The sequence below is a fragment of the Phycicoccus ginsengisoli genome (genome assembly GCF_054779295.1).
Window position 1 is genome coordinate 318,379 of record NZ_BAAGYN010000005.1, and the last position, 24,809, is coordinate 343,187.

Annotated in this window: 24 protein-coding genes; 11 read left to right on the top strand and 13 right to left on the bottom strand. The window is 73.4% G+C overall.

Annotated features, from left to right (window positions below):
- Positions 1-152: 152 nt before the first annotated feature.
- From ACYVDO_RS10790 to ACYVDO_RS10820, 7 genes are all read right to left on the bottom strand, one after another.
- Positions 153-704, bottom strand: coding sequence for an ABC transporter substrate-binding protein (locus tag ACYVDO_RS10790; RefSeq protein ID WP_460935619.1), 552 nt, complete (start codon positions 702-704; stop codon positions 153-155).
- Positions 705-851: 147 nt separating this feature from the next.
- Positions 852-1,163, bottom strand: a complete 312-nt coding sequence (locus tag ACYVDO_RS10795) for a phosphatase RsbU N-terminal domain-containing protein (RefSeq protein ID WP_460935621.1) — start codon at positions 1,161-1,163, stop codon at positions 852-854.
- Between the two features lie 5 nt (positions 1,164-1,168).
- The gene (locus ACYVDO_RS10800) at positions 1,169-1,573 is read right to left on the bottom strand and encodes an STAS domain-containing protein (protein WP_460935623.1); all 405 of its coding nucleotides are present in this window, start codon (positions 1,571-1,573) and stop codon (positions 1,169-1,171) included.
- Positions 1,570-2,490: an STAS domain-containing protein gene (locus ACYVDO_RS10805; RefSeq protein WP_460935625.1), complete on the bottom strand. Its 921-nt coding sequence runs from the start codon at positions 2,488-2,490 to the stop codon at positions 1,570-1,572. Before ACYVDO_RS10805 ends, ACYVDO_RS10800 begins: the two co-directional genes overlap by 4 nt.
- A gap of 2 nt (positions 2,491-2,492) precedes the next feature.
- A complete protein-coding gene (locus tag ACYVDO_RS10810; protein ID WP_460935627.1) occupies positions 2,493-3,572 on the bottom strand; it encodes a sigma-70 family RNA polymerase sigma factor in 1,080 nt (359 codons plus the stop codon).
- Between the two features lie 73 nt (positions 3,573-3,645).
- Entirely contained in the window at positions 3,646-3,906 is a 261-nt protein-coding gene (locus ACYVDO_RS10815) for a hypothetical protein (RefSeq protein ID WP_460935629.1), read from the bottom strand.
- A gap of 10 nt (positions 3,907-3,916) precedes the next feature.
- Complete coding sequence (locus tag ACYVDO_RS10820) at positions 3,917-5,473, bottom strand: dolichyl-phosphate-mannose--protein mannosyltransferase (protein ID WP_460935631.1); 1,557 nt, start codon at positions 5,471-5,473, stop codon at positions 3,917-3,919.
- 50 nt (positions 5,474-5,523) lie between these two features.
- Between ACYVDO_RS10820 and rsmI the strand changes: the two genes are divergently transcribed.
- The gene (rsmI, locus tag ACYVDO_RS10825; protein WP_460935633.1) at positions 5,524-6,387 is read left to right on the top strand and encodes a 16S rRNA (cytidine(1402)-2'-O)-methyltransferase; all 864 of its coding nucleotides are present in this window, start codon (positions 5,524-5,526) and stop codon (positions 6,385-6,387) included.
- A 57-nt stretch (positions 6,388-6,444) separates the two neighbouring features.
- On the opposite strand, the gene ACYVDO_RS10830 is transcribed toward rsmI, so the two are convergent.
- Positions 6,445-7,221, bottom strand: a complete 777-nt coding sequence (locus tag ACYVDO_RS10830) for a CPBP family intramembrane glutamic endopeptidase (RefSeq protein WP_460935636.1) — start codon at positions 7,219-7,221, stop codon at positions 6,445-6,447.
- A 134-nt stretch (positions 7,222-7,355) separates the two neighbouring features.
- Between ACYVDO_RS10830 and ACYVDO_RS10835 the strand changes: the two genes are divergently transcribed.
- Positions 7,356-9,026, top strand: a complete 1,671-nt coding sequence (locus ACYVDO_RS10835) for an ABC-F family ATP-binding cassette domain-containing protein (protein ID WP_460935638.1) — start codon at positions 7,356-7,358, stop codon at positions 9,024-9,026.
- A gap of 7 nt (positions 9,027-9,033) precedes the next feature.
- On the opposite strand, the gene ACYVDO_RS10840 is transcribed toward ACYVDO_RS10835, so the two are convergent.
- Entirely contained in the window at positions 9,034-9,633 is a 600-nt protein-coding gene (locus tag ACYVDO_RS10840) for a DUF4126 domain-containing protein (protein ID WP_460935640.1), read from the bottom strand.
- 138 nt (positions 9,634-9,771) lie between these two features.
- Entirely contained in the window at positions 9,772-10,407 is a 636-nt protein-coding gene (locus tag ACYVDO_RS10845) for a hypothetical protein (RefSeq protein WP_460935642.1), read from the bottom strand.
- Between the two features lie 181 nt (positions 10,408-10,588).
- Between ACYVDO_RS10845 and ACYVDO_RS10850 the strand changes: the two genes are divergently transcribed.
- The gene (locus ACYVDO_RS10850) at positions 10,589-12,670 is read left to right on the top strand and encodes a histidine kinase (protein WP_460935644.1); all 2,082 of its coding nucleotides are present in this window, start codon (positions 10,589-10,591) and stop codon (positions 12,668-12,670) included.
- 46 nt (positions 12,671-12,716) lie between these two features.
- Entirely contained in the window at positions 12,717-13,391 is a 675-nt protein-coding gene (locus ACYVDO_RS10855; RefSeq protein WP_460935646.1) for a response regulator transcription factor, read from the top strand.
- Between the two features lie 241 nt (positions 13,392-13,632).
- Here ACYVDO_RS10855 and ACYVDO_RS10860 read toward each other — a convergent pair whose 3' ends face one another.
- Positions 13,633-14,583, bottom strand: a complete 951-nt coding sequence (locus ACYVDO_RS10860) for a hypothetical protein (RefSeq protein ID WP_460935648.1) — start codon at positions 14,581-14,583, stop codon at positions 13,633-13,635.
- A 302-nt stretch (positions 14,584-14,885) separates the two neighbouring features.
- Between ACYVDO_RS10860 and metG the strand changes: the two genes are divergently transcribed.
- The 6 genes from metG to ACYVDO_RS10890 all read left to right on the top strand — a co-directional run bounded on the left by metG (position 14,886) and on the right by ACYVDO_RS10890 (position 22,792).
- Positions 14,886-16,739, top strand: coding sequence for a methionine--tRNA ligase (gene metG, locus ACYVDO_RS10865; protein WP_460935650.1), 1,854 nt, complete (start codon positions 14,886-14,888; stop codon positions 16,737-16,739).
- Positions 16,740-16,750: 11 nt separating this feature from the next.
- Positions 16,751-17,614 carry a TatD family hydrolase gene (locus ACYVDO_RS10870; protein WP_460935652.1) on the top strand — a complete coding sequence of 288 codons (864 nt, stop codon included), beginning with the start codon at positions 16,751-16,753 and terminating at the stop codon, positions 17,612-17,614.
- A gap of 258 nt (positions 17,615-17,872) precedes the next feature.
- Positions 17,873-19,030: a ubiquitin-like domain-containing protein gene (locus tag ACYVDO_RS10875; RefSeq protein WP_460935654.1), complete on the top strand. Its 1,158-nt coding sequence runs from the start codon at positions 17,873-17,875 to the stop codon at positions 19,028-19,030.
- Between the two features lie 90 nt (positions 19,031-19,120).
- On the top strand, positions 19,121-19,996 hold the full coding sequence (gene rsmA / locus ACYVDO_RS10880) for a 16S rRNA (adenine(1518)-N(6)/adenine(1519)-N(6))-dimethyltransferase RsmA (RefSeq protein WP_460935656.1): 876 nt from the start codon (positions 19,121-19,123) through the stop codon (positions 19,994-19,996).
- A gap of 43 nt (positions 19,997-20,039) precedes the next feature.
- Positions 20,040-20,975, top strand: a complete 936-nt coding sequence (locus ACYVDO_RS10885; RefSeq protein ID WP_460935658.1) for a 4-(cytidine 5'-diphospho)-2-C-methyl-D-erythritol kinase — start codon at positions 20,040-20,042, stop codon at positions 20,973-20,975.
- Positions 20,975-22,792: an ABC-F family ATP-binding cassette domain-containing protein gene (locus ACYVDO_RS10890; RefSeq protein WP_460935660.1), complete on the top strand. Its 1,818-nt coding sequence runs from the start codon at positions 20,975-20,977 to the stop codon at positions 22,790-22,792. The genes ACYVDO_RS10885 and ACYVDO_RS10890 overlap by 1 nt, the downstream gene beginning before the upstream one ends.
- 36 nt (positions 22,793-22,828) lie before the next feature.
- Here the strand turns inward: ACYVDO_RS10890 and ACYVDO_RS10895 are convergent, their stop codons facing one another.
- The gene (locus ACYVDO_RS10895) at positions 22,829-23,389 is read right to left on the bottom strand and encodes a PadR family transcriptional regulator (RefSeq protein ID WP_460935662.1); all 561 of its coding nucleotides are present in this window, start codon (positions 23,387-23,389) and stop codon (positions 22,829-22,831) included.
- Positions 23,390-23,546: 157 nt separating this feature from the next.
- Here ACYVDO_RS10895 and ACYVDO_RS10900 point away from each other — a divergent pair, with 157 nt between their 5' ends.
- Positions 23,547-24,233: an alpha/beta hydrolase gene (locus tag ACYVDO_RS10900; RefSeq protein WP_460935664.1), complete on the top strand. Its 687-nt coding sequence runs from the start codon at positions 23,547-23,549 to the stop codon at positions 24,231-24,233.
- Between the two features lie 19 nt (positions 24,234-24,252).
- Here the strand turns inward: ACYVDO_RS10900 and ACYVDO_RS10905 are convergent, their stop codons facing one another.
- Positions 24,253-24,771, bottom strand: a complete 519-nt coding sequence (locus ACYVDO_RS10905; RefSeq protein WP_460935666.1) for a MarR family winged helix-turn-helix transcriptional regulator — start codon at positions 24,769-24,771, stop codon at positions 24,253-24,255.
- Positions 24,772-24,809 lie beyond the last annotated feature (38 nt).

The following is a 24,809-nucleotide window of genomic DNA, read 5'->3' on the forward strand; positions in this document are numbered from 1 at the left end:
GCCGGGACGGACAGGGGCGGGAGGTAACGGGGGCGCGGACGGCCACGGGAAGGACAGGCGCCGCGTGAGGGGGTGCGGCGCCTGTCCGGCCGGACGCCACGGCCCGCCCGCCCCCCGGCAGGAGCGAGCCGTGGCGCAGCTCGGGCACCGGCTCAGAGACCCAGGCCGGTGAGGAGCCGGTTGAGCAGTGCCGAGATGCCGGTCAACGGGCCGTTGCGGTCGAGCAGCCCCGCCACGGCACAGAGCAGGTTGCCGAGCAGGTTGCCGGCGCCGGGGACCGCCGTCACGTCCAGGTTCACCGGGGCCAGGTCGATGACCAGGCCGAGGAGGTCCAGGTGCAGCGGGCCCAGGTCGAGCGTCAGGATCGAGCAGCCGTTCGGCGTCGCCAGGTTCTGCACCGGTGCGGTGAAGGTGGTGCCGCCGGCAGGGAGGTTGGTTCCGGTGATCGTGCCGCTCATCATGAGGACGCCGTTGACGACGCGCGACGACAGGTTGCTCAGCTGACCGGTGAAGGCCGTGCCGTCGGCGAGCGTGCCGGTCACCGGGAGCGTGGTCGCGGCCGGGACGGCCGCGGCGGCCGCGGCCGTCCCGGCCGTGGCGCGCGGGGCGGGTGCGGCGTTGGCGGTCGCTGCCGGGACGATTCCCACCGCTCCGGCCAGGAGCATGGCGGTGCTGGTTCCGACGAGCCTGGTTCGTAGCATCATGCGATCTCACTCCTCGTGCTGGGGAGCCCATCGTGTGGGCCGTACGAGGGTGATGAGTCCCCGGGGTGCGCCGCGTGACGCGGGACCCCGGTGGTGGCTCCTGCTCCACCGGGCCTGCCGTGGCGCGGATCTCGCTGCCCTCCCGCGTCATGCATCCCGGGTGTCGGCGTCCGGGGCGCCGGCACGGCCCGCACGCTGCACGAGGTCGACGGTCGCGAGCACCTCGAGGAAGAACTCCGACGCCGCGGTGGCGATGTCGCGGACGTCCTCGCCGGGTGACTGCTCGAGCACCTCCATCAGGACCTCGTGGTGGACGTGCGCCAGGTCGAGCACGCTCACCCCGTCCTCGACCGCACGGTGGCCCAGCTCGTACCCGGCCGCGAGGGCCGCCTCGCTGCGGCGCGGCAGGTAGCGCAGGAACGCCGCCCGGTAGTCGCGGGCCAGCGACTCGGCATCCACCGCCCTCACCCCCCGTCGTCGCGCACGGCAGTGGGAACGGGCCGCCCGGTGGCCTCGGCGAGGTAGGCCAGGCCCTCTTCCAGGTCGAGGGCGGTCGGGACGTTGCCCGTCCCCATGCCCAGCTGCACCATGGCGAACGCCACGTCCGGCTGGATTCCGACGATGACGGTGACCGCCCCGCGCAGCCGCGCCATCTCGGCGATGGTGCGCAGGGTCCTGGCCCCGAAGCTGTCGAGCACGTCGAGGGCGGCCACGTCGATGATGACGCCGCGGGAGCGGTGCACCCCGATCGCGGTGACGAGGTCAGACTGGAACCGGAGCATCTCGGAGTCGTCCAGGGCAGTGTGGATCGACGCGACCAGGGTGTGTCCCTGCCGCAGGATCGAGACGAGTGCCGGTCCTGAGCTCACGAGCCCGTGGTCACGTCCTTCCGCGTCACGGAGTACCCGAGCAGCCGCTCGGCCTCCTCGAGTCCTCCTTGCAGGTCACCGATGGTGTTCATCTTGCTGAGGTCCACGCCGAGCGTCACGAGGGTCTGGGCGATCGTCGGCGACAGCCCGGTGATGATGACGCTCGCCCCCATGAGGCGTGACGCGTCCACCGTCTGCACCAGGTGGTTCGCCACGGTGTGGTCGACGTCGGGGGCGCCGGTGATGTCGATGACGACGACCTTGGCGCGGTGGGTGCGTATGCCGGCCAGCAGCTGCTCGGTGAGCTGCCGGGCCCGTTGCTGGTCCAGGACCCCGATGATGGGCAGGATGAGCAGCCGCTCGCGCACGGGGAGCACCGGTGTGGACAGCTCGCGGATGGCGTCCTGCTGCTGGCGGATGACCCGCTCGCGCTCCTCGACGAAGCTGACGGCGACGGTGTTGGCGATACGGTTGGCGGCCGGCTCGTAGGCGTCGAGGACCGCGTTGAGCAGGCCGAAGTCGCGCTGGTACTTCTCGAAGAGCGAGCGGGCCAGCACGTCGCGCAGCAGCAGGACGATGCCCACGACCTCGTGCGTCTCGACCCCGCGGGGGATGATCCGCTCGGAGAGGTCTCGGGCGTAGTGCTGCAGGGCCTCGACGCTGCCGGTCTCGAGCACCTCCACGTAGTTGTCGTAGACCGACGTGGTCTCGGCGGCCATCTCCTGCGGTGTCATCGCCTCGAGGAGGTGCGCCTCCCGGATCCGGGACGCCCACTCGTCCCGCAGCTTCGCCCGGTGCTCGCGCAGGTGCGCGACCAGCTGGGGCAGCAGCTGCGTCCCGTCACCGTGCCCACCGCCGCCGGAGGCCTGCCTGTCCTCGTCCCGATGGTTCTGCTGGGTGTCGCTGTCGGTCTCCATCGTCATCCTCTCTCGAACCACTTGGTCATGCTCACGGTGGTGCCCCGCCCCTGCTCCGTGGCGATGCTGAACTCGTCCATCAGCCGGCGCGCCCCCGGCAGCCCCAGGCCGAGCCCGTCGTAGGTGCTGTAGCCGTCGGTCAGGGCCTGGTCCACGTCGGCGATCCCCGGGCCCGTGTCCCGGGCGACCACCCGGATGCCGCGGCGGGGCGAGTCGAGGAGCTCGACCACGAGCTCGCCGCCGTCGGTGAACCGCACGATGTTGCGGGCGATCTCCGAGACCGCCGTGGCGAGCACGGTCAGGTCCGACCCCGTGAACCCGGCCCGCGCGGCCAGCACGCGAGCGGCCTGCCGTGCGGTGACGACATCGGGGTCGGAGCCGATGGGGACCCGGACCTCGTCGTCGCGGGAGGGCCCCCGTCCCAGGAGGGGCTGGCTCAGGCGGGCGCACAGCTCGCACTCCAGCAGGTGGCGTGCGGCGTCCACCTCCCGCTGCCGGCGCCGGTCGGCACCGGAGAGCGCGAGCAGCACGGGCCGGCACTGCTCGGTCGGCGGCTCGACCCGCTCGAGCGCGAGGAGGTACTCCACCCGCAGCCGCGCCCGGGTGCGCTTGAGCTGGGCGGCCACCGCGCCGGCAGTCGACCCGGCGTCCTCGGCGAGGCTGCGGGTGTCCTGGCCCGACACCTCGTGGGCGACGAGCACCTGGCGCTCGCGCGCGCTGAGCCGCCCCAGGGCGACCGTGACCGCCTCCTGCTCCTCCGACGCGACGAGCAGCTCGTCGGGCGCGTCGGGCTCGGTGGGGTCGTGGACGCGGTGCCGGTTGCGGGTGGCCCGCTCGTCCTGCCGCCACATCGACGTGACCACGTTGCGGGCGGTGGTGATGGCGTAGGGCTCCAGCATCCCCGGCTCGATCCGGTCCTGGGCGGCCAGCACCCGGACCAGGACCTCCTGGACGAGGTCCTCCGCCTGCGGGTGCCCGCCCACCCTGGCCCGCACGATCCGGCGCACCATGGGGATGAGACCCGCGACTTCCCCCGCGCCTCCCTGGTCCTGCGGCGGTGGTGCCGCCTCGGCCGTGGCCACGTCGCGACCCTACGCCGAATCGACCGGATCGCACGCTGGCTGACCTGCGGGTTTCCGCCGGCGGGCGCGGCCGTCAGCCGAAGAGCGTGCCCTCGCTGATCGCCTCGGCATCGGCCCGCAGGCTGCGCTCGTCGACGACGAACCCCTCGGCCTCCCGGTCCGCGAGGCCGGCCCGCAGCGCGGCATACACCTGCTCGGGTGACACGCCCTCCATCGTGTCGCGCACCTCCCGCAGGACCGTGCGCAGCGTGGCGTTGGCGGCGTCGAGCCGCGCGACGTCCTCGTCCTCGAGCATCATCGGCGCGCTCCCGGGGGCGAACTCGAAGCGCGTCACGGCCGTCCGCTCAGACCCAGCTGGGGAACCACATGCGCAGCGACCACTGGCTCTGCGGGATGACCTGCGCGGTGTAGATCGGCCAGAAGAACGCGAAGAGCGCCAGGGTCAGCAGGCAGTAGCCGCCCACGACGTAGAGCCCGACCTCGCGCCGGCGCCACGAGTCGGTGCGCCGGCCCAGGACGAGGCCGAGGACGAACACCACCCCGAGGACGATCCACGGCTCGAACGCCACCGTGTAGAAGGAGTAGATGGTCCGCTCCTCGAGGCCGAACCACGGCAGGTAGCCGCCGGCCAGGCCCGCGAGGACCGCTCCAGCCCGCCAGTCGCGGTGGAACAGCCAGTAGAACAGCAGGACCACGATCGCGACCGCGCCGAGCCACCAGACCGACACGGTCCCGATGGACGTGATCGCCTTGCTGCACTGGGCGACCACGCACCCGTCCTGGCCCTGCTTCGGCCCCTCGTAGAAGAAGGACGTCGGCCGGCCCTGCACCACCCACGACCACGGGTTGGTCTTGTACGGGTGGTTGTCGTGGAGGTTGACGTGGAAGGTGTAGATCTCCTGGTGGTACTGCCACAGGGACCGGAGCGCCGGCGGCATCCACTGCACGCCCTGGCCCGGGTTCTGCACGGCCCACTGCCGGTCGTAGCCGCCCGTGGACCGGAACCAGCCGACCCACGACACGAGGTAGGTCGCCACCGCCGTCCCGCACATGACGACTGCGGCGTACAGGCCGTCGCGCACGACCGCGCCGGCGAACCAGTGGCGCACCCCCGCGGCCCTCCGGGCTCCCAGGTCCCAGAACACCGTCATCAGCCCGAAGGCGACGAGGAAGAACAGGCCCGACCACTTCGTGCCCGCGCACAGGCCGAGGCTGATGCCGGCGACCCAGCGCCACGGCCGCCACCCCAGCCACGGGCCCTGCCCGGTTGCGAGCTCGCGCACCGACATCCCCGCCACCTTCTCGGCGAGGATCGCCCGCGAGCGGTCGCGGTCGATCAACAGCGCGCAGAACGCCGCCAGCGCCCAGAACATGACGATGAGGTCGAGCAGCCCGGTGCGGGACTGCACGAAGTGGTGACCCTCGAAGGCGACGAGGAAGGCGGCGATCGTCCCCAGCAGCGAGGACCCGAACAGCCGCCGCGCCGCGCGCCCGACCATCAGGATCGACAGCGTCCCGAGCACGCAGACCGAGAACCGCCAGCCCCACGACGACGTCTGCCCGAACAGCTGCTCGCCCACGGCGATGACCCACTTCCCGACCGGCGGGTGGACGACGAGGTCGCCCTGGGTGCCGAAGACGTCGGGGGTGCCGTTGGTGAAGAGCTCGTCGGGCTTCTTGATCGTGTCGGGCACGCGCATCTCGACGCCGTAGTCGAGCATCGAGACGCCCTGCTTGACGTAGTACGTCTCGTCGAAGACCAGCTGGTGCGGCCGGTCGAGCGACCAGAACCGCAGGATGCCGCCCACGACGGCGAAGAACAGCGGCCCGAGCCACCCCCACAGGGTGTCGGTGGGCCGGAACCCGAGCAGGCGGGATCGCAGCTGCTCCACCCGGGTCATGCGCGTCATCGTATGCAACTGCCCTCGCCCGCCCCTGACAGGATGGGCGGGTGAGTCCCGACCCCGGCGTCCTCGTCCTCGCCGCCACGCCGATCGGCGACCCTCGCGACGCAGCACCCCGGCTGGCGCACGAGCTCGTGGGGGCCGACGTCGTCGCCGCCGAGGACACCCGCCGGCTGCGCCGCCTGTGCGCCGAGCTGGGGGTCACCCCCGGCGGGGCGGTCCTCAGCTACCACGAGCACAACGAGGCCTCCCGCACGCCGGAGCTGGTGCAGCGCCTCGTCGCCGGAGAGCGCGTGGTCGTCGTGACCGACGCCGGTATGCCGTCGGTGTCCGACCCCGGGTACCGGCTCGTGGGCGCCGCCGTCGCTGCGGGGGTGCGGGTCACCTGCGTGCCGGGCCCCAGCGCGGTGCTCATGGCGCTCGCGGTGTCGGGCCTGCCGGTGGACCGGTTCTGCTTCGAGGGCTTCCTCCCGCGCAAGGCGGGGGAGCGGGGCCGGGTGCTCTCCGGCCTCGCGGACGAGCGGCGCACGATGGTCTTCTTCGAGGCACCGCACCGCATCGACGCGACCCTGGCCGCCATGGCCGAGGCGTTCGGGGCCGACCGGCCGGCCGCGGTCTGCCGCGAGCTGACCAAGACCTACGAGGAGGTCCGGCGCGGCGGTCTCGCCGAGCTGGCGCAGTGGGCGGTCGAGGGCGTCCGCGGCGAGATCACCGTCGTCGTCGGCGGGGCGACCGCGGCGGCGAGCACCGTCGAGGACGCGCTGCCCGGCATACGGTCGCGCGTCGAGGCGGGGGAGCGGCTCAAGGACGTCTGCGCCGACGTGGCCGCGGCCACCGGCCTGTCCAGGAAGGCGCTCTACGACGCCGCGGTCTCCGGCAAAACAACGGTTGCTCGGCAACCCTCGGGATGACAGCGCGCGGTTTGTCGAGCAACCGTTGTTTTGCGGGCGGGGGACGCGGCCCGGCAGTCAGGCGAGGAAGGCGAGGTGGCCCTTGAGCAGGGCGTACCCGACGAAGGCGACCACGTCGAGCAGCGTGTGCGCCACGACGAGCGGTCCCACCCGCCGGGTGCGGGTGTAGACCCAGCCGAACAGCAGCCCCATGACGAGGTTGCCGACGAAGCCGCCGAAGCCCTGGTACAGGTGGTAGGACCCGCGCACGAGGGCTGACACGAGCATCACCGCGGGCAGCGACCACCCCGCCCGCAGCCACCGCGTGTAGAGGTAGCCGATCATCACGACCTCCTCGAGCACGGCGTTCTGGGCCGCGGCGAGGACGAGCACCGGGACCGTCCACCAGTGGTCCGAGAGGTTCGCGGCCGCCACGGTGGTGTTGAAGCCCATCGCCTTGGCCACGGCATACAGGCCCAGGCCGGGTATGCCGACGACGGCGGCGAGCGCCGCGCCGCGCCACAGGTCGCGGGCCGGCTGGCGCAGGTCGAACCCGATGGCGAACCGGGCGTCCGCGCGGTCGCGGGTGAGCAGGTGCAGCGCGAGGACGACCGGCACCAGGGCGACGACGATGCCGACGAGCTGGTAGGTGAGGTCGAGCCACGGCCGGTCCGGGGTGACCGAGGAGTTCATGGCGGTCGTCTGCTGGTTGAGCGCCTTGTGCTGGGTCAGCTTGTCGACGAGGGACAGCAGCGACCACACCGCCGAGGCGCCGAGGCTGACGCCCAGGACGAGCACGGTCTCGGTGACGAGCGTCCGCGGCCTCGCGCGGGTCCCTGCAGCGTCCACGGTCACAGCGGGAGGGTAACCCGCGGAAATCCGGTGGACCCGGGCGCGGCCGCCTGTCTACCGTGGCGCCCGTGGACCTCTCCTGAGCAGCCGAGCCCCTGACCCCCGCCGCGGGGTCCCTCCTCGACCCCGGGATGTGCATGTCCACCACCCTCACCGTCTCCGACCTCGACGTGGCCTTCGGCGCCCGCCCGCTCTTCTCCGGCCTCGACCTCGTCCTCGCCGACGGGGACGTCACCGCCGTCGTCGGGCCGAACGGCTCGGGCAAGTCGACCCTGCTGCGTGTGCTCGTCGGCGAGCTGCCGGTCGAGCGCGGCAGCGTCCGCCTCGCACCCGGCGACGCCACCATCGCCTGGCTGCCCCAGGTGCTGCCCGACCCGGCCGAGACGCTCCTGGGCTACGCGCGCCGGCGTGCCGGCGTCGCCGCTGCCGACCAGGAGCTGGAGGACGCGGCAGCCGCGATGGCGGCCGGCGTGCCGGGAGCGGACGACCGGTATGCCGTGGCGCTCGAGCGCTGGCTGGCCCTCGGCGCCGCGGACCTCGACGAGCGGCTGCCGGAGGTCGCGGAGCGCGTCGGGCTCGTGGTCGACGCGGGGCGCGCGCTGGGCAGCCTGTCCGGCGGGCAGGCCGCGAGGGCGTCGCTCGTGGCCGTGCTGCTCAGCCGCTACGACGTGCTGCTGCTGGACGAGCCGACCAACAACCTCGACCGGCGGGGGACCGAGCTGGTGACCGAGTTCGTCCTGGGCCATGACGGCCCGGTACTGGTCGCCAGCCACGACCGGGCCTTCCTCGACGACGTGGCGACCGATGTCGTCGAGCTCGACCTGCACCAGCAGCGCGTCAACCGGTACGCCGGAGGGTGGAGCGACTACGTGCGCCAGCGCGACCTCACCCGGCGGCAGGCCTGGCAGGAGTACGAGGAGTACGCCGGTGCCCGTGACGGCCTGCTCGCCCAGGCGCGCCAGCGGCAGGGCTGGGCCGACCGCGGTCGGGCGTCGGTCGCGCGCGCCACGGTGACCCGCAGCGAGGCGGACAAGTTCATCCGCGAGAAGCACCGGGCCCGGGCCGACCGCCAGCTGGCCAAGGCGGCGCGGGCCACCCGGGCGGTCGACCGGCTGGGGGCGGTCGAGCAGCCGCGCAAGGAGTGGCAGCTGCGCTACGCCCTCACCGAGGGGCCGTCGTCGTCGGACGTGGTGGCGAGCCTGACCGGGGCGGTGGTCGAGCGAGACGGCTTCCGCCTCGGGCCGGTCGACCTGTCGCTCGGACGCGGCGACCGGGTCGCCGTCACGGGGGACAACGGCAGCGGCAAGACGACGCTCCTGTCCGCGCTCTTCGGGCAGCTGCCGCTCGCGGAGGGCCGGCAGTCCCTCGGGGCCCGGGTGCAGCTGGGGGTGCTCGACCAGGACCGGTCGCTGCTCGACAGCGAGGCGAGCGTCGTCGACGTGGTGCGGGCCGCCCTTGGTCCCGACCGCCGGACGGGGCGCGAGCGGGAGCCGGAGGAGGTCCGGACGCTGCTGGCCAAGTTCGGGCTGGGGTCGCAGCACGTCGGTCGCCCGTCACACAGCCTGTCGATGGGGGAGCGGACCCGGGCGCTCATGGCGGTCTTCCAGGGCCGCGAGGTCAACACCGTCGTGCTCGACGAGCCGACGAACCACCTCGACGTGGTCGCGATCGAGCAGCTGCAGGAGGCGCTGGCGGCGTTCACCGGCACGCTGGTGGTGGTGAGCCACGACCTCCAGCTGGTCGAGTCGCTGGAGCCGACCCACCGCTGGGTCGTCGCCGGCGGCCAGGTCGCGGTCGAGGCCCTCTGACGGGCGGTCAGGAGGCGAGGACGGGTCCCCGGCGGCGCCGTCGCCAGCGGCGGACCTTGAGCCAGAGCCAGATGAGCAGCCAGGCCAGGGCCACGAGCACGAGGATGACGAGGACAGGCAGGAACACCGCCACCAGGCTGATGCCGAACGACGCACCGTCCTCCACCGTCGAGACGACTGGTGCACCGAAGCCGAGGGTCCCGGCGTTGATCGCCGGGCGGGCGGCCATCTTCCCGGTGTGCACGAGCCCGGAGACCAGGATGCCCAGCACGACCCCCACGAACGGGTGGCTGGTCATCCACGTGGAGTGGTCGAGGTCCGAGGCGGCCGAGGTCGCGGCGAAGATGAGACCGCCCATGCTGGGCCGGATGAAGGTCTGGATGGCGTCGTTGACCGAGTCGACGGCCGGCACCTTGTCGAGCACGACCTCGGCGAGCAGCAGCACCGCGCCGATGCCGATCGCCCACCACGACTCGATCCACGCGTACGACTGCGGCAGCGTGATGACGTCGGTGAAGCGCGCGACCAGGGCCACGAGCAGGAACGGGATGTAGGCGTTGAGGCCGGCGGCGGCCGACAGGCCTGCCCCGGTCAGTGCGGCGATCATGCGAGGACCTCCCGTGGGCACGTCGCGCCCGATGCGGACATGTCTACTCGACGCGGCGCCGGCTCGCGCGGTTCCGAGCCCGGGAGGAGGCTCGGAACCGCGGCGTCGCCACCGGGCGTTCCCCGGTGACCGGACCGGTCAGCCCTGTTCGCGCCCGGTCTTGCGGGCGACGATCCGGCCGAGCACGGCATACCCGATGACGAGGTGCGCCGCGCCGACCCAGCGGGCGACGCCCGGGCCGAGGATGCCCAGCGTCGGGACGGTGACGACCGCCCAGCTCTCGGCGACCATCGGGTAGAACCGCGACAGGCCCTTCCACCGGCCCGCGACCGCGATGCGGATGCCGATGAGGAACATGCCGAGCATCGACAGCGGCCAGAACATGTCGATCGCCAGCGACACGGGGTTGTCGAGGTCGGTGATGCCGAAGAAGTCCGACAGCGTCGAGACCATCGCGACCGACAGGGCGACGGTCTCGGCTCGCAGCACGAACCGGGCCAGGCGGCCGTCACCGATCGCCCTGGTGCGCCACAGGACCCGCAGCAGGGCCAGGACCCCGAGCTGGAAGAGGAAGGCGCCGGCGTTGTGGCCGTACTGGCCGCCGGGGCTGTCGTTCTCGAAGCCGAACGCCGCGATCGTGCTCGCCCACGCGAGGGCGCCAACGGTGAGCATCGTGCCGTGCCGGAGGTAGGGACGACGCGGCGGCGTGCTGGTCGCGGGCTGGGCGCCGCGGACGTCCGACCGGGCCGGCGCGGGGGTCTGGGTGAGTGCCATGGGTGGTGCTCCTTCGTTCGTGGTGGGTGGCACCCGGGCGGTGCCGTCGCAGGGAACGATCCGGCGCCCGGTGACCCGGGCGGCAGGGCGCGGCGTCCCGACCTTCGTCCCGTTCGGTGTCCCGTCGGGACGGGACACCGAACCCCTGACACCGGGACACCCCCGCGGGCACACTGGCGCCGTGACCGCCCATGCCCTCACCCCGCGCGCGACCGGCCTGCGCCGCGGCGCGCTCGCGGTGCCGGTGCTGCTCGGGACGGTCCTCGCGGTGGTGGTCGTCGTCACCGGCCTGCTCGACGCGGCCGCCACCGACGCCGACCGGGTGCGGTACGTCTCCGACCGCGGTCTCGGCTCCGGGCTCGTGGGCGCGCTGGTGGGCGTGTGCGGCGCGGTCATCGTCGCGCACCGGCCCCGGCACCTCGTGGGCCTCGGGCTCGTCGTCACCGGCCTGTTCTGGTCGGTCGACGGGCTGTGCTCCGCGTATGCGGTGTGGGGCCTGGGGCGCGACCCCGTCCCGGCCCTCGTGGGGCCGGCCTACTGGTTCGTCTCCGAGGCCGGGTCGCTCCTGCTCGTGGCGCTCCCGGTGCTGTTGGTCCTCTACCCCACGGGCCGGCTGCCGCAGGGGCGGTGGCGGGCCGTCGCGCTCGCGGCGCTCTGCATGTCGCTGCTCCTGCCCCTGGTGCTCATGCTGGCGCCCGACCGGGCCGTCTACGGGGACCGGCTGCCCGCCGAGGTCGTGCGGCTGCTGCCGCAGGTGGCGGTCCCCGTGTCAGTCGGGGTCGCGCAGGGGGCGCTGCGGGTGGCGCAGGTCGTCCCGCTCGTGGCCCTGCCGCTGTCCGCGGCCGTCGTGTTCGCCCGGCACTCGCGCGCGCAGGGGGTCGAGCGCACGCAGCTGCGCTGGCTGCTGTGGGCCGCCCTGGTATGCCTGCTGGCGGGCGGCGTCACGCTGCTGGACGTCGGTGGCCCGGCGGGCCTGGCCGCCCTCGTCACCGCGCTCGTCGTCACGAGCGCCTCGGTGGTGATCGGGGTGGTGCGGCCGCAGACCGGTGACGTCGACGCCCTCGTCGGCGGGACCCTCGTCTACGGCGGCATCGCGGTGGCGTTCGTCGTGCTCGACCTGCTGGTGCTGGCCGGGGCCAGCGCCGTGCTGGGGGACCGGTTCCAGGAGCGGCAGGTGACCGTCCTCGTCCTCGTGCTGGCGGTCGCGGCATACGGACCCCTGCGCTCCTGGCTCACCGGCATCGTGCGCCGCCGGCTCCTGGGCCGCCGCGGGGAGCGGTACGAGGTGGTCTCGGCCCTCGCGGAGCGGCTCGAGGAGTCGGGTGGCCTCGAGGAGCAGCTGCCGATGCTCGCCGAGGCGGTGGCGGACGCGTTCCGGGTGGCCTACGTGCGGGTGGAGGTGCTCGGACGTGGTGGGGAGGGCCTCGCGGCGACCTGGGGGACCACCCCCACGCAGACGCAGACCTTCCCGATCTCCTACCGCGGTGAGCGGATCGGCACGCTCCAGCTGCCCGACGGTGGCATCCGGGGCATGCTCTCACGCCGCGACCAGACGCTGCTCCTCGACGTCGTCCGGCAGGCCGCCATCGCCGTGCGCGCCAGCCTGCTCGCGCGCGAGCTGCAGGAGTCGCGCGAGCAGCTCGTCCTGGCCCGGGAGGAGGACCGGCGCAGGATCCGCCGCGACCTGCACGACGGCCTCGGGCCGGTGCTCGGCGGGGTGGCGATGCGGCTCGACGCCGCGGGCAACGCCGTGGCCTCCGACCCGCAGACCGCCCACCGGCTCGTCGTGCAGTCCCGGGCCGAGATCACCGAGGCGCTGGCCGACGTGCGGCGGCTGGTCCACGGCCTGCGTCCGCCCGCCCTGGACGACCTGGGCCTGCTCGCCGCGGTGGAGCAGCAGGCGGTGCGGGCGCGCTCGGGCGGCCTCGCCGTCGTCGTCGACGCCGACCCCGGGTCGCTGGGGGACCTGCCCGCGGCCGTGGAGGTCGCGGCCTACCGGATCGTCTCGGAGGCGCTGGCCAACGTCGCCCGCCACGCGGGTGCGGGCGCAGCCACCGTGCGGCTCGCGACCGGGCCTGCCGACCTCGCGGTCGAGGTGGCCGACGACGGGCGCGGCATCGCCGAGGACGTCGTCGCCGGGGTGGGCCTGAGGTCGCTGCGTGAGCGGGTCGACGAGCTGGGGGGCCGGTACGAGGTGGTGTGTCCTCCGGGTGGCGGGACCACCGTGCGCGCCTGGTTGCCGACCGGGCCGGGCACGCGATGAGACGGTCGCAGGGAACGTCCCTGGTGGCGACGAGGCAGGGAGCGAGATGACCCAGGACGCTGCAGCGGCGGCGGGGCGGATCCGGGTGCTCATCGCGGACGACCACCCCGTGTTCAGGGACGGGCTGGCGACCCTGCTCGAGCCGCACCCCGACATCGAGGTCGTGGCGCGGGCGGCGGACGGGGCCGAGGCGGTGGCGCTCGCGGCCGAGCACCGGCCGGACGTCGTGGTGATGGACATCCAGATGCCCGAGGTCAACGGGATCGAGGCCACCCGCCGGGTGCTCGCCGCGAACCCCGCGGTCGGCGTGCTGGTCTTCACCATGGGGGAGGACGACGGGACGCTGCTGTCGGCGATGCGGGCCGGCGCGCGCGGCTACCTGGTCAAGGGGGCGTCGCAGGAGGAGGTCACCCGGGCCATCACCGCGGTGCACGCGGGTGGGGTGGTGTTCGGCGCCTCGCTCGCGTCACGGATCGGGGAGCTGCTCTCGCCGTCGCCCGCGCGGACGGCCACGGAGTTCCCGATGCTCACCGAGCGCGAGCGCGAGGTGCTCGACCTCATCGCGGCCGGGCGGTCGAACTCCCAGATCGCCGCCGAGCTGTTCCTCGCCCCGAAGACGGTGCGCAACAACGTCTCCGCGATCCTGTCCAAGCTCCAGGCCACCGACCGCGCCGAGGTCATCATCCGGGCCCGCGACGCCGGGCTGGGCCAGCGCGACTGAGGGCTGGGGCCGCCGGGTGCAGGCCGGCTCGCAGCCCCCACCCGTCGCCCGGAATCGGTTCCGCGCGGGCCTCTTTAGTGCTCCGCCCCTACCCCTCACCCGGGAATCGGTTCCGCGCGGGCCTCTTTAGTGCCCCGCCCCTACCCCTCATCCGGGAATCGGTTCCGCGCGGGCCTCTTTAGTGCTCCGCCCCTACCCCTCATCCGGGAATCGGTTCCGCGCGGGCCCTTCCCGGCCAGCGTCAGCGGATGTCGGCCTTCCCGACGAAGAAGTGCCGCCACTCGGACCGCAGCCGGCGAGGGACCCGCACGCCGCGATCGCCCATGGCGGCGACGACGCGCGCCAGGACGTCGGCGGGAGCCGCGTAGAGCGTGGAGGAGGTCACCAGGACGAACCGCCACCCCTCGGCCTCGAGGTCCTCGCGGCGCACGATGTCCTTCTCCCACTGCTCCACGACGTCCACGTGCTGGCGACCCTCGAACTCGAACGCCAGTCGCTGCTCCGGGAAGGACAGGTCGACCCGGTACCTGACGCGCCCTTCCTCGTCCCGGATCTCGTGGTTCACGACCGGCTCGGGCAGCCCAGCCAGGACGAACAGCAGCCGCAGCCGGCTCTCCATGGGCGAGTCCACCCTCGCCCGGACCAGACCGGCCGCGCGACGGGCGAGCCGCACCTGCTTCCCCTTGCCGGCCGGCACCGCGTTGACAAGCCGCTCGGGCGTGGTGGCCCCCGACCGGACGAGCGAGTCGCCCAGGCTGACGAGCTGGACGAGGTCGCAGCAGCCGGCCATGTCCAGCCACGTCCGCTCGGGTGGCGTCGCGCGCAGCCCGTGCCGGGTCACGGCCGGCGGAAGCACCTTCGCACGGTGTGGTCGGATCCCCCGCGTCTTCTGCCGGGCGTCGCCCGTGACCGTGACGTGCACCTCCCCGGAGTCCGGTGGCGTGCCTCCCCAGAGCGTGGCCGCGCTGTGGTGGCTCAGCACGGAACCGGTCGGGGCCACCATGAGCGCTGCTAATGCCCGCACCACCAACGTGACCTGCACGCTCGCCGCGATGTACACGCCCCAGTAGAGCTGGGTGTATGCCGGCCCGCAGAGGTCGTGGTCGGTCAGACCGGCGGCCAACGCCTGTTTGCGGGTGAACGGCGCGTTGGGCTGGAGGTCGGGCCTGCGGTTCATGTCGGCTCGGGACACGCGCCCAGACTGGCGGACCGGCGGCCCGCCCCGCCCGTTGTCCACAGGTGCGGTCGAGACGGGCCCTCGCGGAACCGTTTCCCGCGGACGTGCGGCTCGAGGCTTGCCAGACGGGCCCTGCCGGAACCGTTTCCTGGAGGGGACGCGACGCGCGCGGAGGCGGGCACGCGGCATACCGACGCCCGCGCAACCGGTTTGCCGCCCACCCCTAGGATCGGACCCGTGAGCTCCCACTTCCGCTCAGGCGCCTCGGACTTCCGGGCCTCGCTCCTTCGTCGCTCGTGTCCTCAGGCGGTCGTCGCATGAGCAAGGTCCTCTCCGCCGTCGCCTGGCCGTACGCCAACGGCCCGCGGCACCTCGGCCACGTGGCCGGGTTCGCCGTGCCCTCCGACGTCTTCAGCCGCTACATGCGGATGGCGGGCCACGACGTGCTCATGGTCAGCGGCTCCGACGAGCACGGCACCCCGATCCTCGTCCAGGCCGACAAGGAGGGGATCACCGCACGCGAGTTCGTCGACCGCAACCACGCGGTGATCGCCGGCGAGCTCACGGATCTCGGCTGTTCCTACGACCTGTACACGCGCACGACGACGGCCAACCACTACGCCGTCGCCCAGGAGCTGTTCACCCAGGTCTGGAAGAACGGCTACATGGTCGAGCAGACCACCCGTGGCGCCATCTCGCCGTCGACCGGCCGGACCCTGCCCGACCGCTACATCGAGGGCACCTGCCCGATCTGTGGCTACGGCGAGGCGCGCGGTGACCAGTGCGACAACTGCGGCAACCAGCTCGAGCCGACCGACCTGATCGACCCCAGGAGCAAGATCAACGGGGAGACGCCGGAGTTCATCGAGACCCAGCACTTCTTCCTCGACCTGCCCGCGCTCGCCGACGCGCTGCGCGAGTGGCTCGAGGGGCGGGAGGCGTCCGGCACGTGGCGCCCCAACGTCATCAAGTTCAGCCTCAACATCCTCGACGACATCCGCCCGCGGGCCATGACGCGCGACCTCGACTGGGGCATCCCGGTGCCGCTCGACGGCTGGCGCGACAACCCGAGCAAGCGCCTCTACGTCTGGTTCGACGCCGTGATCGGCTACCTCTCCGCGTCCGTGGAGTGGGCCCGCCGGATCGGGGAGCCCGAGCGCTGGCGGGAGTGGTGGAACGCCGACGCCGCTGACGGCGAGCAGCTGTCCTACTACTTCATGGGCAAGGACAACATCACCTTCCACTCCCAGATCTGGCCGGCCGAGCTGCTCGGGTATGCCGGGAAGGGCGCCAGGGGCGGGGAGCCGGGCGTCTTCGGAGAGCTCAACCTGCCCACCGAGGTGGTCTCCAGCGAGTACCTGACCATGGAGGGCAAGCAGTTCTCCACGTCGCGTGGCTACGTCATCTACATCCGCGACGTCCTCGAGCGGTACGGCCCCGACGCCATCCGCTACTACATCTGCGCCGCAGGACCGGAGAACCAGGACGCCAACTTCACCTGGGCCGAGTTCGTCCAGCGCAACAACTCCGAGCTCGTGGCCGGCTGGGGCAACCTCGTCAACCGCACGGCCTCGATGGTGGCCAAGAGCTTCGGCGAGGTCCCGCAGCCGGGCGCACCGGAGCCCGTCGACGAGGCGGTCCGTACGCGGGTGCTCGGCGCCTTCGGGACGGTCGGTGACCTACTGGAGCGGCAGCGCGTCAAGGCGGCCGTGGCGGAGGCGATGCGGGTCGTGGGCGACGTCAACAAGTACGTCACCGACACCGAGCCGTTCAAGCTCAAGGGCGAGGACCAGCGCGAGCGCCTCGCGACCGTGCTGCACACGCTCGTGCAGTGCGTGAGCGACCTCAACACCATCCTGGCGCCGTTCCTGCCGCACTCCTCCAACGCCGTGCACCGGGTGCTCGGTGGCGAGGGCGAGTTCATGCCGATGCCGCGGCTGGAGCAGGTCGCGGGCCTCGACCCCGCCGACGACGGCCGTACGTACCCGGTCATCACGGGTGAGTACTCCGCGACGCCGCGCTGGGAGTCCCGCCCCGTGGTCGTGGGAGCGCCTGTGGCGAAGCCCACACCGGTGTTCACCAAGCTCGACGAGTCGGTGGTCGAGGAGGAGCTGGAGCGCCTCGCCGCCGACGACGACGCCGACGGTGACGACACCGCCACGACGGCCTGAGCGGACGTTCGGTGGCACCCTCGGACACGCACGGCCGCAGCGGCCACGGGCGGGTGCCGGACGCGCCGGACCCACTGCCCATCGCGGTCGTCGACAACCACACCCACCTCGACATCGCCCGTGACGGCGAGGCGCCGCCCGACGTGGCCGCCGCCGTCGCCGCGGCCACCGCCGTCGGGGTCGACCGGCTGGTCCAGATCGGCTGTGACCTGCCCGGTGCGCGGTTCACCGTCGACGTCGTCGACCGGCACCCCCAGGTGCTCGGTGGCGTGGCCATCCACCCCAACGAGGCACCACGGCTGGCCGCGGCCGGTGCCCTCGACGCGGCATACCGCGAGATCGAGGCGCTGGCCGCCCACCCGCGCATCCGGGTCATCGGAGAGACCGGTCTCGACTACTTCCGCACTGGCCCGGAAGGCGTTGGGGTGCAACAGGACTCGTTCCGCTGGCACATCGACCTCGCCAAGCGGACCGGCCGCGCCCTGCAGATCCACGACCGCGACGCCCACGAGGACGTCCTGCGCATCCTCGAGGAGGAGGGGGCGCCCGACCGCACGGTGATGCACTGCTTCTCGGGCGACATGTCGGTGGCCCGTGCCTGCGTCGAGCGGGGCTACCACCTGTCCTTCGCCGGGACGGTGACGTTCAAGAACGCCAAGGGCCTGCGCGACGCGCTCTCGATCGTGCCGCTCGACCGCCTGCTCGTCGAGACCGACGCCCCCTACCTGACCCCGGCGCCGTGGCGCGGGGCCACCAACGCCCCCTACCTCGTGCCGCTCACGGTGCGCGCCATGGCAGGTGTCGTCGGGGTCGCCGTGCCCACCCTCTGCGAGGCGCTGAGCGCCAACTCCGAGGCGGTCTACGGACCCTGGTGACGGCTCGCTGCCGGGCCGGTGCACACTCGCGAATGCCACGGGTGCAACTTGGCCGAACCCTGAACATGCCGTTATCAAAATTTGACCTTTGGCCCCCGAGGGGTTCAGGGTGGACGACTGTTGGCCGGGGTCGGACCTCCGGGCGACGCGAAGAGGGAAGCTGGTCCGCCGCGAGAGAACGGCACCGCGACGAGCCTCCCTCTATCTTCGTCCAGGCCCCGTCAGGGGCTGCGGAGGGAGGCGCGCCGTCGCGGACCGATGCCCGGGGAGTACGACCTCTGGAGCACCGTGATCACCCTGCCCGTTCGCCGCATCGTCCAAGCCGCGGTCGTGACGACCCTCGTCGCCGGCGCCGTCGGAGTCTCGCACCTCGACAAGTCCGTCACCCTCTCGGTCGACGGCAAGACCTCCACCGTCCACGCCTTCGGCAGCACGGTGGGTGACGTCCTCACGAAGGAGGGCATCACCATCGGCGACCACGACGTCGTCGCCCCGTCGAAGGACGCCCCGCTGTCCGACGGCGAGAAGGTCGTCGTCCGGTACGGCCGCAAGCTGACCGTCACGGTCGACGGGGCGACCCGCGAGTACTGGACCACCGCGACCACCGTCGCCGCGGCCCTGCAGGAGCTCGGCATCCGCGCCGACTCGGCCAAGCTGTCCGCCTCGCGCTCGATGACTCTCGGCCGCCAGGGCCTCACCCTCTCGGTCACCACGCCCAAGGACGTGTCCGTCCGGGCGGATGGCAAGAACCGCAACGAGACCACCACCGCCGCCACCGTCGCCGACGTGCTCTCCGAGCTCGGCATCACCCAGGGCGGCGAGGACCGGGTCAAGCCCGCCCTCACCACGGCGGTCACCAAGGGCATGAAGATCCAGGTGCAGCGGGTCACCTCGACCGAGGTCAAGGACACCCAGGCCATCGCAGCCCCGGTCACCCGCACGAGCGACTCGAGCCTCTACAAGGGCCAGACCAAGACGCTCAAGGCCGGTGCCGACGGCGCCAAGCTGGTGACCTGGAAGGTCACCAAGGTCGACGGCAAGGTCGAGAGCAAGAAGGTCGTCAGCTCCACGGTCACCCAGCAGCCCGTCGCCCGCCTCGTCGCGGTCGGCACCAAGGCCCGGCCGGCTGCCCCGGCGCCCTCCGCGGGCAACACGTCGGGCGCGGGCATCAACCTGGCCAACGCCGCGATGTGGGACCGGATCGCCCAGTGCGAGTCCGGTGGCAACTGGCACATCAACACCGGCAACGGCTACTACGGCGGCCTGCAGTTCGACTCCGGCTCCTGGCTGGCGAACGGTGGCGGCGACTTCGCCCCGCGCGCCGACCTGGCCTCGCGCGAGCAGCAGATCACCGTGGCCAACCGCTACTACGCCAAGGCCGGCCTCGGCCCGTGGGGCTGCGCCCACGCCGCCTGACGGCACCTCGGCTGCACCGACAGCACCCCGGACCGGGCGGTCCGGGGTGCTGTCGCACGTGGTCGACGCGGTGCCCCTAGGCTCGGCCGCATGAGCGACCCGGAGACCAGCGGCTACCTCGGCGCCGCGCAGGTCCGAGAGGTCGCGGCCTCCCTCGGCGTACGACCCACCAAGCAGTGGGGACAGAACTTCGTCGTCGACGCCAACACGGTCAAGCGGATCGTCCGCCTCGCCGGGGTCGGCCCGCAGGACGTCGTCGTCGAGGTCGGGCCCGGCCTCGGCTCGCTGACGCTCGCGCTGCTGCCGGAGGCAGGGCACGTGACCGCCGTCGAGGTCGACCCCACCCTGGCCGCCGCCCTGCCGGACACCGTGGCCCGGCTCGCGCCCCGCGTCGCCGAGCGCCTCACCGTCGTCGCGGCCGACGCGCTGAAGGTGCGCCAGCTCCCCGACCCGCAGCCGACCGCCCTGGTGGCGAACCTGCCCTACAACGTGTCCGTCCCGGTCGTGCTCTCCTTCCTCGAGTCGTTCCCGACGATCCGGCGCGTCCTCGTCATGGTCCAGCTCGAGGTGGCCGAGCGGCTCACCGCGCCGCCGGGCTCCAAGGCCTACGGCGTGCCGAGCGTCAAGGCCGCCTGGTACGCCTCGGTGCGGCTGGCGGGGACCGTACCGCGCAGCGTCTTCTGGCCCGTGCCCAACGTCGACTCGGGCCTGGTCGCCTTCGACCGCCGCCCGGAGCCGGACGTGGCAGGAGCCACGCGACGAGACACCTTCGGCTGCATCGACGCCGCGTTCGCCCAGCGCCGCAAGACCCTGCGCGCAGCGCTCGCCGGGTGGGCAGGGTCCGCCGCCCGTGCGGAGGCGTGCCTCGTCGCGGCCGGCATCGACCCGCGGACCCGGGGCGAGCAGCTCGGGGTCGAGCAGTTCGCCGCGATCGCGGCCGCCCGGACCGCGCTGCCGCCCGGCTGACTCGAGGACGTCCCCTCGGTCGCCTCCGACTAGGGTGGCGGCCATGACCTCAGCCCTGGTGCCGCCGTCATCGGTGACGGTGCGCGTCCCGGCGAAGATCAACCTCGAGCTCGTGGTCGGCGCCCCGCGTCCCGACGGCTACCACCCCCTCTCGACCGTCTTCCACGCGGTGTCCCTGCACGACGAGGTCACCGTCACGGCGGCGGCCGAGTGGGGGATCTCGGTCAGCGGCCCGCAGTCGCTGGGCGTCCCCGAGGACGGCACCAACCTCGCCGCCCGGGCCGCCCAGCTGCTGGCGCAGGCGGCCGGCGTCACCGAGCCGGTGCACATCGCGATCCGCAAGGACATCCCCGTCGCGGGCGGCATGGCCGGCGGCTCCGCGGACGCCGCCGCCGCCCTCGTGGCCTGTGACCAGCTGTGGGGCCTGGGCACCCCACGGGTCGAGCTCGAGCACGTGGCGGCCGAGGTCGGCAGCGACGTGCCGTTCCTGCTCACGGGCGGCACGGCCATGGCCTCCGGCCGCGGGGAGGTGCTGGCCCCCGTGCTCGCCCGGGGCACCTACCACTGGGTGCTCGCGGTCAGCGAGAGCGGGCTGTCCACCCCCGCGGTGTATGCCGAGTGCGACCGGCTCCGGGGGGACCGCCCGGTCCCGGAGCCGGCCCCGACCCCCGAGATGATGACCGCCCTGAGGTCCGGCGACCCTCGCGCCCTGGGCGCGGCCCTCGCGAACGACCTGCAGGCGGCGGCGATCTCGCTGATGCCGGCCCTGGCAGACGTGATCGACGCCGGGCTCGAGTTCGGCGCGATCGGAGGGATCGTGTCGGGCTCTGGCCCGACCGTCGCGTTCCTCGCCGAGGACAACGAGTCCGCGCTCGACCTCGCCGTGTCCCTCACCGCGTCGGGCACCGTGCAGGACGTGCGCCGCGCGACCGGCCCGGCCCACGGAGCCCATGTCGTCACGGGGGTGCGCGCCCGCTGATGGCGAACCTCATCAGCGTGGAACGGGCCTCCCTGGCCCTCGGCACGGCCCAGGTCCTCGACGAGGTCTCGCTCGGGGTCCTCGGCGGCGACCGGATCGGCGTCGTGGGCCGCAACGGCGGCGGCAAGACGACCCTGCTCCGGGTGCTGGCCGGCCAGCGCGAGGTGGACACCGGCCGGGTCACGCGAGCCGGGGTCTCCAGCATCGGCGTGCTGGCGCAGGAGGACGTGCTCGACCCGGGCGCGACCGTGCACGCGGTGGTGCTCGGCGACCGCGCGGAGCACGAGTGGGCCGGCGACCCGAGGATCCGCGACGTGCTGACCGGCCTGCTCGGCGGGATCGGCGCGGAGGCCGTGGGCGGTCTCGAGGCCACCGTCGGGCCGCTCTCCGGTGGCGAGCGCCGTCGCCTCGCCCTCGCCCGGCTGCTCGTCGCCGACCCGACCGTCCTGCTGCTCGACGAGCCCACGAACCACCTCGACGTCGAGGGGGTCGCCTGGCTGGCTGAGCACCTCGTGCGGCACCGGGCCCGCCCCGACAACGCCCTCGTCACCATCACCCACGACCGCTGGTTCCTCGATGCCGTGGCCACGCAGACGTGGGAGGTCGTCGACGGGACGGTGCAGTCCTACGAGGGCGGCTACGCGGCCTACGTGCTCGCCAGGGCCGAACGCGCCCGGATCGCGACGGTCACCGCCGAGCGCCGGGACAACCTGCTGCGCAAGGAGCTGGCCTGGCTGCGACGCGGGGCGCCCGCGCGCACCTCCAAGCCCAAGTTCCGCATCGACGCCGCCAACCAGCTCATCGCCGACGAGCCGCCGCCACGCGACGACGTCGAGCTGGTGCGCTTCGCGACGACGCGCCTGGGCAAGGACGTCATCGACCTCCAGGACGCCACCGTGGTCCTCGGCGACCGCGCACTGCTCGACCGCCTCACGTGGCACCTCGCGCCGGGGGAGCGGATCGGCATCGTCGGCGTCAACGGCGCGGGCAAGTCCACACTGCTGCGGGCCATCGCCGGCGAGGTGCCGCTCGCGTCGGGGAAGCGGAAGCAGGGCGTCACCGTGCGGCTGGCCTACCTGTCGCAGGAGGTGCGCGAGCTCGAGCGGTTCGCCGACCGGCGGGTGATCGAGGCCGTGGAGGACGTGCGCAAGTACATCCGCCTGGGGCGCAAGGAGATCAGCGCCTCCCAGCTCGCCCAGCGCCTCGGCTTCAGCGGTGGCCGGCAGCAGACGCGGGTGTCGGACCTGTCCGGTGGCGAGCGGCGCCGCCTGCAGCTGACCCGCCTGCTCATGGACGAGCCCAACGTCCTGCTCCTCGACGAGCCGACGAACGACCTCGACATCGAGACGCTGACCTCGCTGGAGGACGTCCTCGACGGCTGGGCCGGCACGCTGCTCGTCGTCTCCCACGACCGCTACCTGCTCGAGCGGGTGTGTGACCGCCAGGTCGCCCTCATGGGCGACGGCCGGGTCCGCGAGCTCCCCGGTGGTGTGGAGCAGTACCTCGAGCTCCGGCACCGGGCCCTGGAGACCGGTGTCCGCCACCAGGTCTCGGCGTCGCAGGCTGCCACCGCGACCGCTCCTGCGGAGGCCGGCCCGACCCCGGCCGAGCTCCGCGAGGCGCGCAAGGACATGGCCCGGATCGAGCGCCAGCTCGCCCGCCTCGCCGAGCGCGAGGAGCGGATCCACCTGGCCATGGCGCAGGCCGCCACGGACTACGACCGCGTGGGGGAGCTCAACGCCCAGCTGCGCGAGGTGTCCGACGAGCGTGAGGCGCTCGAGCTGGAGTGGCTCGAGGCGGCCGAGGTCGCCGGCTGACCGACGGCGGGGACCGCCATGGCCCACCCCGAGGTGTCAGGCCAGCTGCTCGAGCATCCAGTCGCACCACTCGACGGCCGCCTGCCGGGTCCGGACGCCGCCCTCCAGCGTGAGCCGGCTGGCGAAGAGCGGCTGCGTGCGGTCGTGGGCCGCCGGGTCGCCGGCCAGCGCGCCCAGCTCGTCCCGGTAGGCCGCGAGCGCGGCCGCGTGCCGGGCCCGCCCCGCGCGCACCAGCTCGCGCGCCACCTCGGGCTCCACGGTCCACACCGACCACAGCCGCAGCGTCTCCAGGTCCCGCACCGCCGGGGGCTCGGCGTCGGCGGCCACCCACGCACGCAGGGCGTCGAGGCCGGCCGGCGTCACGGCATACCGCTTGGTGGGCCGGGGACCGGCGCCCGCCACGACCTCGTGCTCGACGAGGCCGGCGGCCTCGAGCCGGGCGAGCTCGGGGTAGATCTGGCTGTGCTGCGCCGTCCAGAAGTAGCCGACGGGCCGCTCCATCGCCTTGGCGAGGTCGTACCCCGTGCGCGGCCGGCGCGCCAGCAGGCCGAGGACCGCGCACCCGAGGTGCGAGGGGATGGACGCGGGCGCAGGCATATGTCAATGTTGACATATGCGAGCACGGTGGTGGGGACGCTCGGGTGCCGGGCGGGTCTGGTGGGGTGCCGTCCTGGTGGCGCTGCTGTCGGCGTGCGTGGGGGCTGGGGAAGCGGCCAGGCCGTCGGCGACGCGATCGCCCACGCCGTTGCCCATCGTGACGCCGACGACGGTGGCCGAGCGCTGCAAGGTGCCGGTCGACGGTGGGCGGCTCGTGGACGTCGCCGCGCCGGACGGCAGCGTCATGACGGCCGCGACCCTCGGCAGCGGGCCGACGGTGGCCGTCTACCTGCACCAGACCTCGGCGTCGGGCTTCTGCGGCTGGGTGTCGTATGCCGCGTGGGCGGCCGAGCGCGGGGTCCACGGCCTGCTCCTGGACCTGTGCGGGTGGGGCCGGGCGCGGTGCACGCCGTCCTTCGCGGCGGACCCGGAGGCGCAGGTGCGGGTCGCCGTGGACTGGGCGCGCCGGTGGGGCGCCGGTCGTGTCACGGTGGTGGGCGCCTCGATGGGCGGTGCCATCGCGCTCGGGGTCGGCCAGCAGGCCGGCGTGGACGCGATCGTCGACCTGTCGGGGCCGTTCGACGGGTTCGGGGCGCCGTCGGCGCAGGAGGCGGCCCCGGGCATCACGGTGCCCCTGCTCGTCGCGATCGCGGCGAGCGACCGCACCATGGAGCCGGACCGCACCCGGACGGCGTTCGCGAGCGTTCCGGCCACCCGCAAGCAGTTCGTCTCCACGGCCGGCGGGCACGGGTGGGGGATGCTCAACGACGGCACGGACGCCGAGCCGCGCTGGACCCCGCTGGCGACCACGGTGCTGCGGTGGGCGCAGGGCACCCCGCAGTAGGAGGGGCGGCTCCAGCCGGTCAGCCGGTCGTCGGGACGGACTCCGCCTCGAACGGCGCCAGCAGGTCCCGGAGCGTCGCCGCGAGGTGGTCCCTGTCCTGCGCGGACAGGTCCGACAGCAGCGCGCGCTCGCGGGTGAGCAGGTCCGCCATGGCGGCGTCGACCGTGTCACGGCCCGTGGGGGTCAGCCGGACGATGACGCCGCGGCGGTCGGTCGGGCTGGGGCTGCGCTCGACCAGTCCCCGCCGCTCCAGGCGGTCCACCCGGTTGGTCATGGTCCCGCTCGTCACGAGGGTCTGGCGGATCAGCTGCCCGGGGGAGAGCTCGTAGGGCGCGCCCGAGCGGCGCAGGGCCGACAGGACGTCGAACTCCCAGCCCTCGAGCTGGTGCTGGGCGAAGGCCTGGGCGCGGTCGAGGTCGAGCCGGCGGGCCAGCCGCGAGATGCGCGAGAGCACCTGCAGGGGAGCGACATCGAGGTCGGGGCGCTCGCGTCGCCACGCGTCGACGATCCGGTCGACGTCGTCCGCCTGGGGGGTCATGGTGGAAACTCTACCCGGCATCAAGTATCTTGATATCA

Excerpts from the sequence above, each read along its gene's own strand:
- ACYVDO_RS10790 (WP_460935619.1), bottom strand. The coding sequence starts at position 704 with ATGATGCTACGAACCAGGCTCGTCGGAACCAGCACCGCCATGCTCCTG.
- ACYVDO_RS10805 (WP_460935625.1), bottom strand. The coding sequence starts at position 2,490 with ATGGAGACCGACAGCGACACCCAGCAGAACCATCGGGACGAGGACAGG.
- ACYVDO_RS10820 (WP_460935631.1), bottom strand. The coding sequence starts at position 5,473 with ATGACCCGGGTGGAGCAGCTGCGATCCCGCCTGCTCGGGTTCCGGCCC.
- ACYVDO_RS10835 (WP_460935638.1), top strand. The coding sequence starts at position 7,356 with ATGTCCACCACCCTCACCGTCTCCGACCTCGACGTGGCCTTCGGCGCC.
- ACYVDO_RS10840 (WP_460935640.1), bottom strand. The coding sequence starts at position 9,633 with ATGATCGCCGCACTGACCGGGGCAGGCCTGTCGGCCGCCGCCGGCCTC.
- ACYVDO_RS10845 (WP_460935642.1), bottom strand. The coding sequence starts at position 10,407 with ATGGCACTCACCCAGACCCCCGCGCCGGCCCGGTCGGACGTCCGCGGC.
- ACYVDO_RS10855 (WP_460935646.1), top strand. The coding sequence starts at position 12,717 with ATGACCCAGGACGCTGCAGCGGCGGCGGGGCGGATCCGGGTGCTCATC.
- metG (WP_460935650.1), top strand. The coding sequence starts at position 14,886 with ATGAGCAAGGTCCTCTCCGCCGTCGCCTGGCCGTACGCCAACGGCCCG.
- ACYVDO_RS10875 (WP_460935654.1), top strand. The coding sequence starts at position 17,873 with ATGCCCGGGGAGTACGACCTCTGGAGCACCGTGATCACCCTGCCCGTT.
- rsmA (WP_460935656.1), top strand. The coding sequence starts at position 19,121 with ATGAGCGACCCGGAGACCAGCGGCTACCTCGGCGCCGCGCAGGTCCGA.
- ACYVDO_RS10885 (WP_460935658.1), top strand. The coding sequence starts at position 20,040 with ATGACCTCAGCCCTGGTGCCGCCGTCATCGGTGACGGTGCGCGTCCCG.
- ACYVDO_RS10890 (WP_460935660.1), top strand. The coding sequence starts at position 20,975 with ATGGCGAACCTCATCAGCGTGGAACGGGCCTCCCTGGCCCTCGGCACG.
- ACYVDO_RS10895 (WP_460935662.1), bottom strand. The coding sequence starts at position 23,389 with ATGCCTGCGCCCGCGTCCATCCCCTCGCACCTCGGGTGCGCGGTCCTC.
- ACYVDO_RS10905 (WP_460935666.1), bottom strand. The coding sequence starts at position 24,771 with ATGACCCCCCAGGCGGACGACGTCGACCGGATCGTCGACGCGTGGCGA.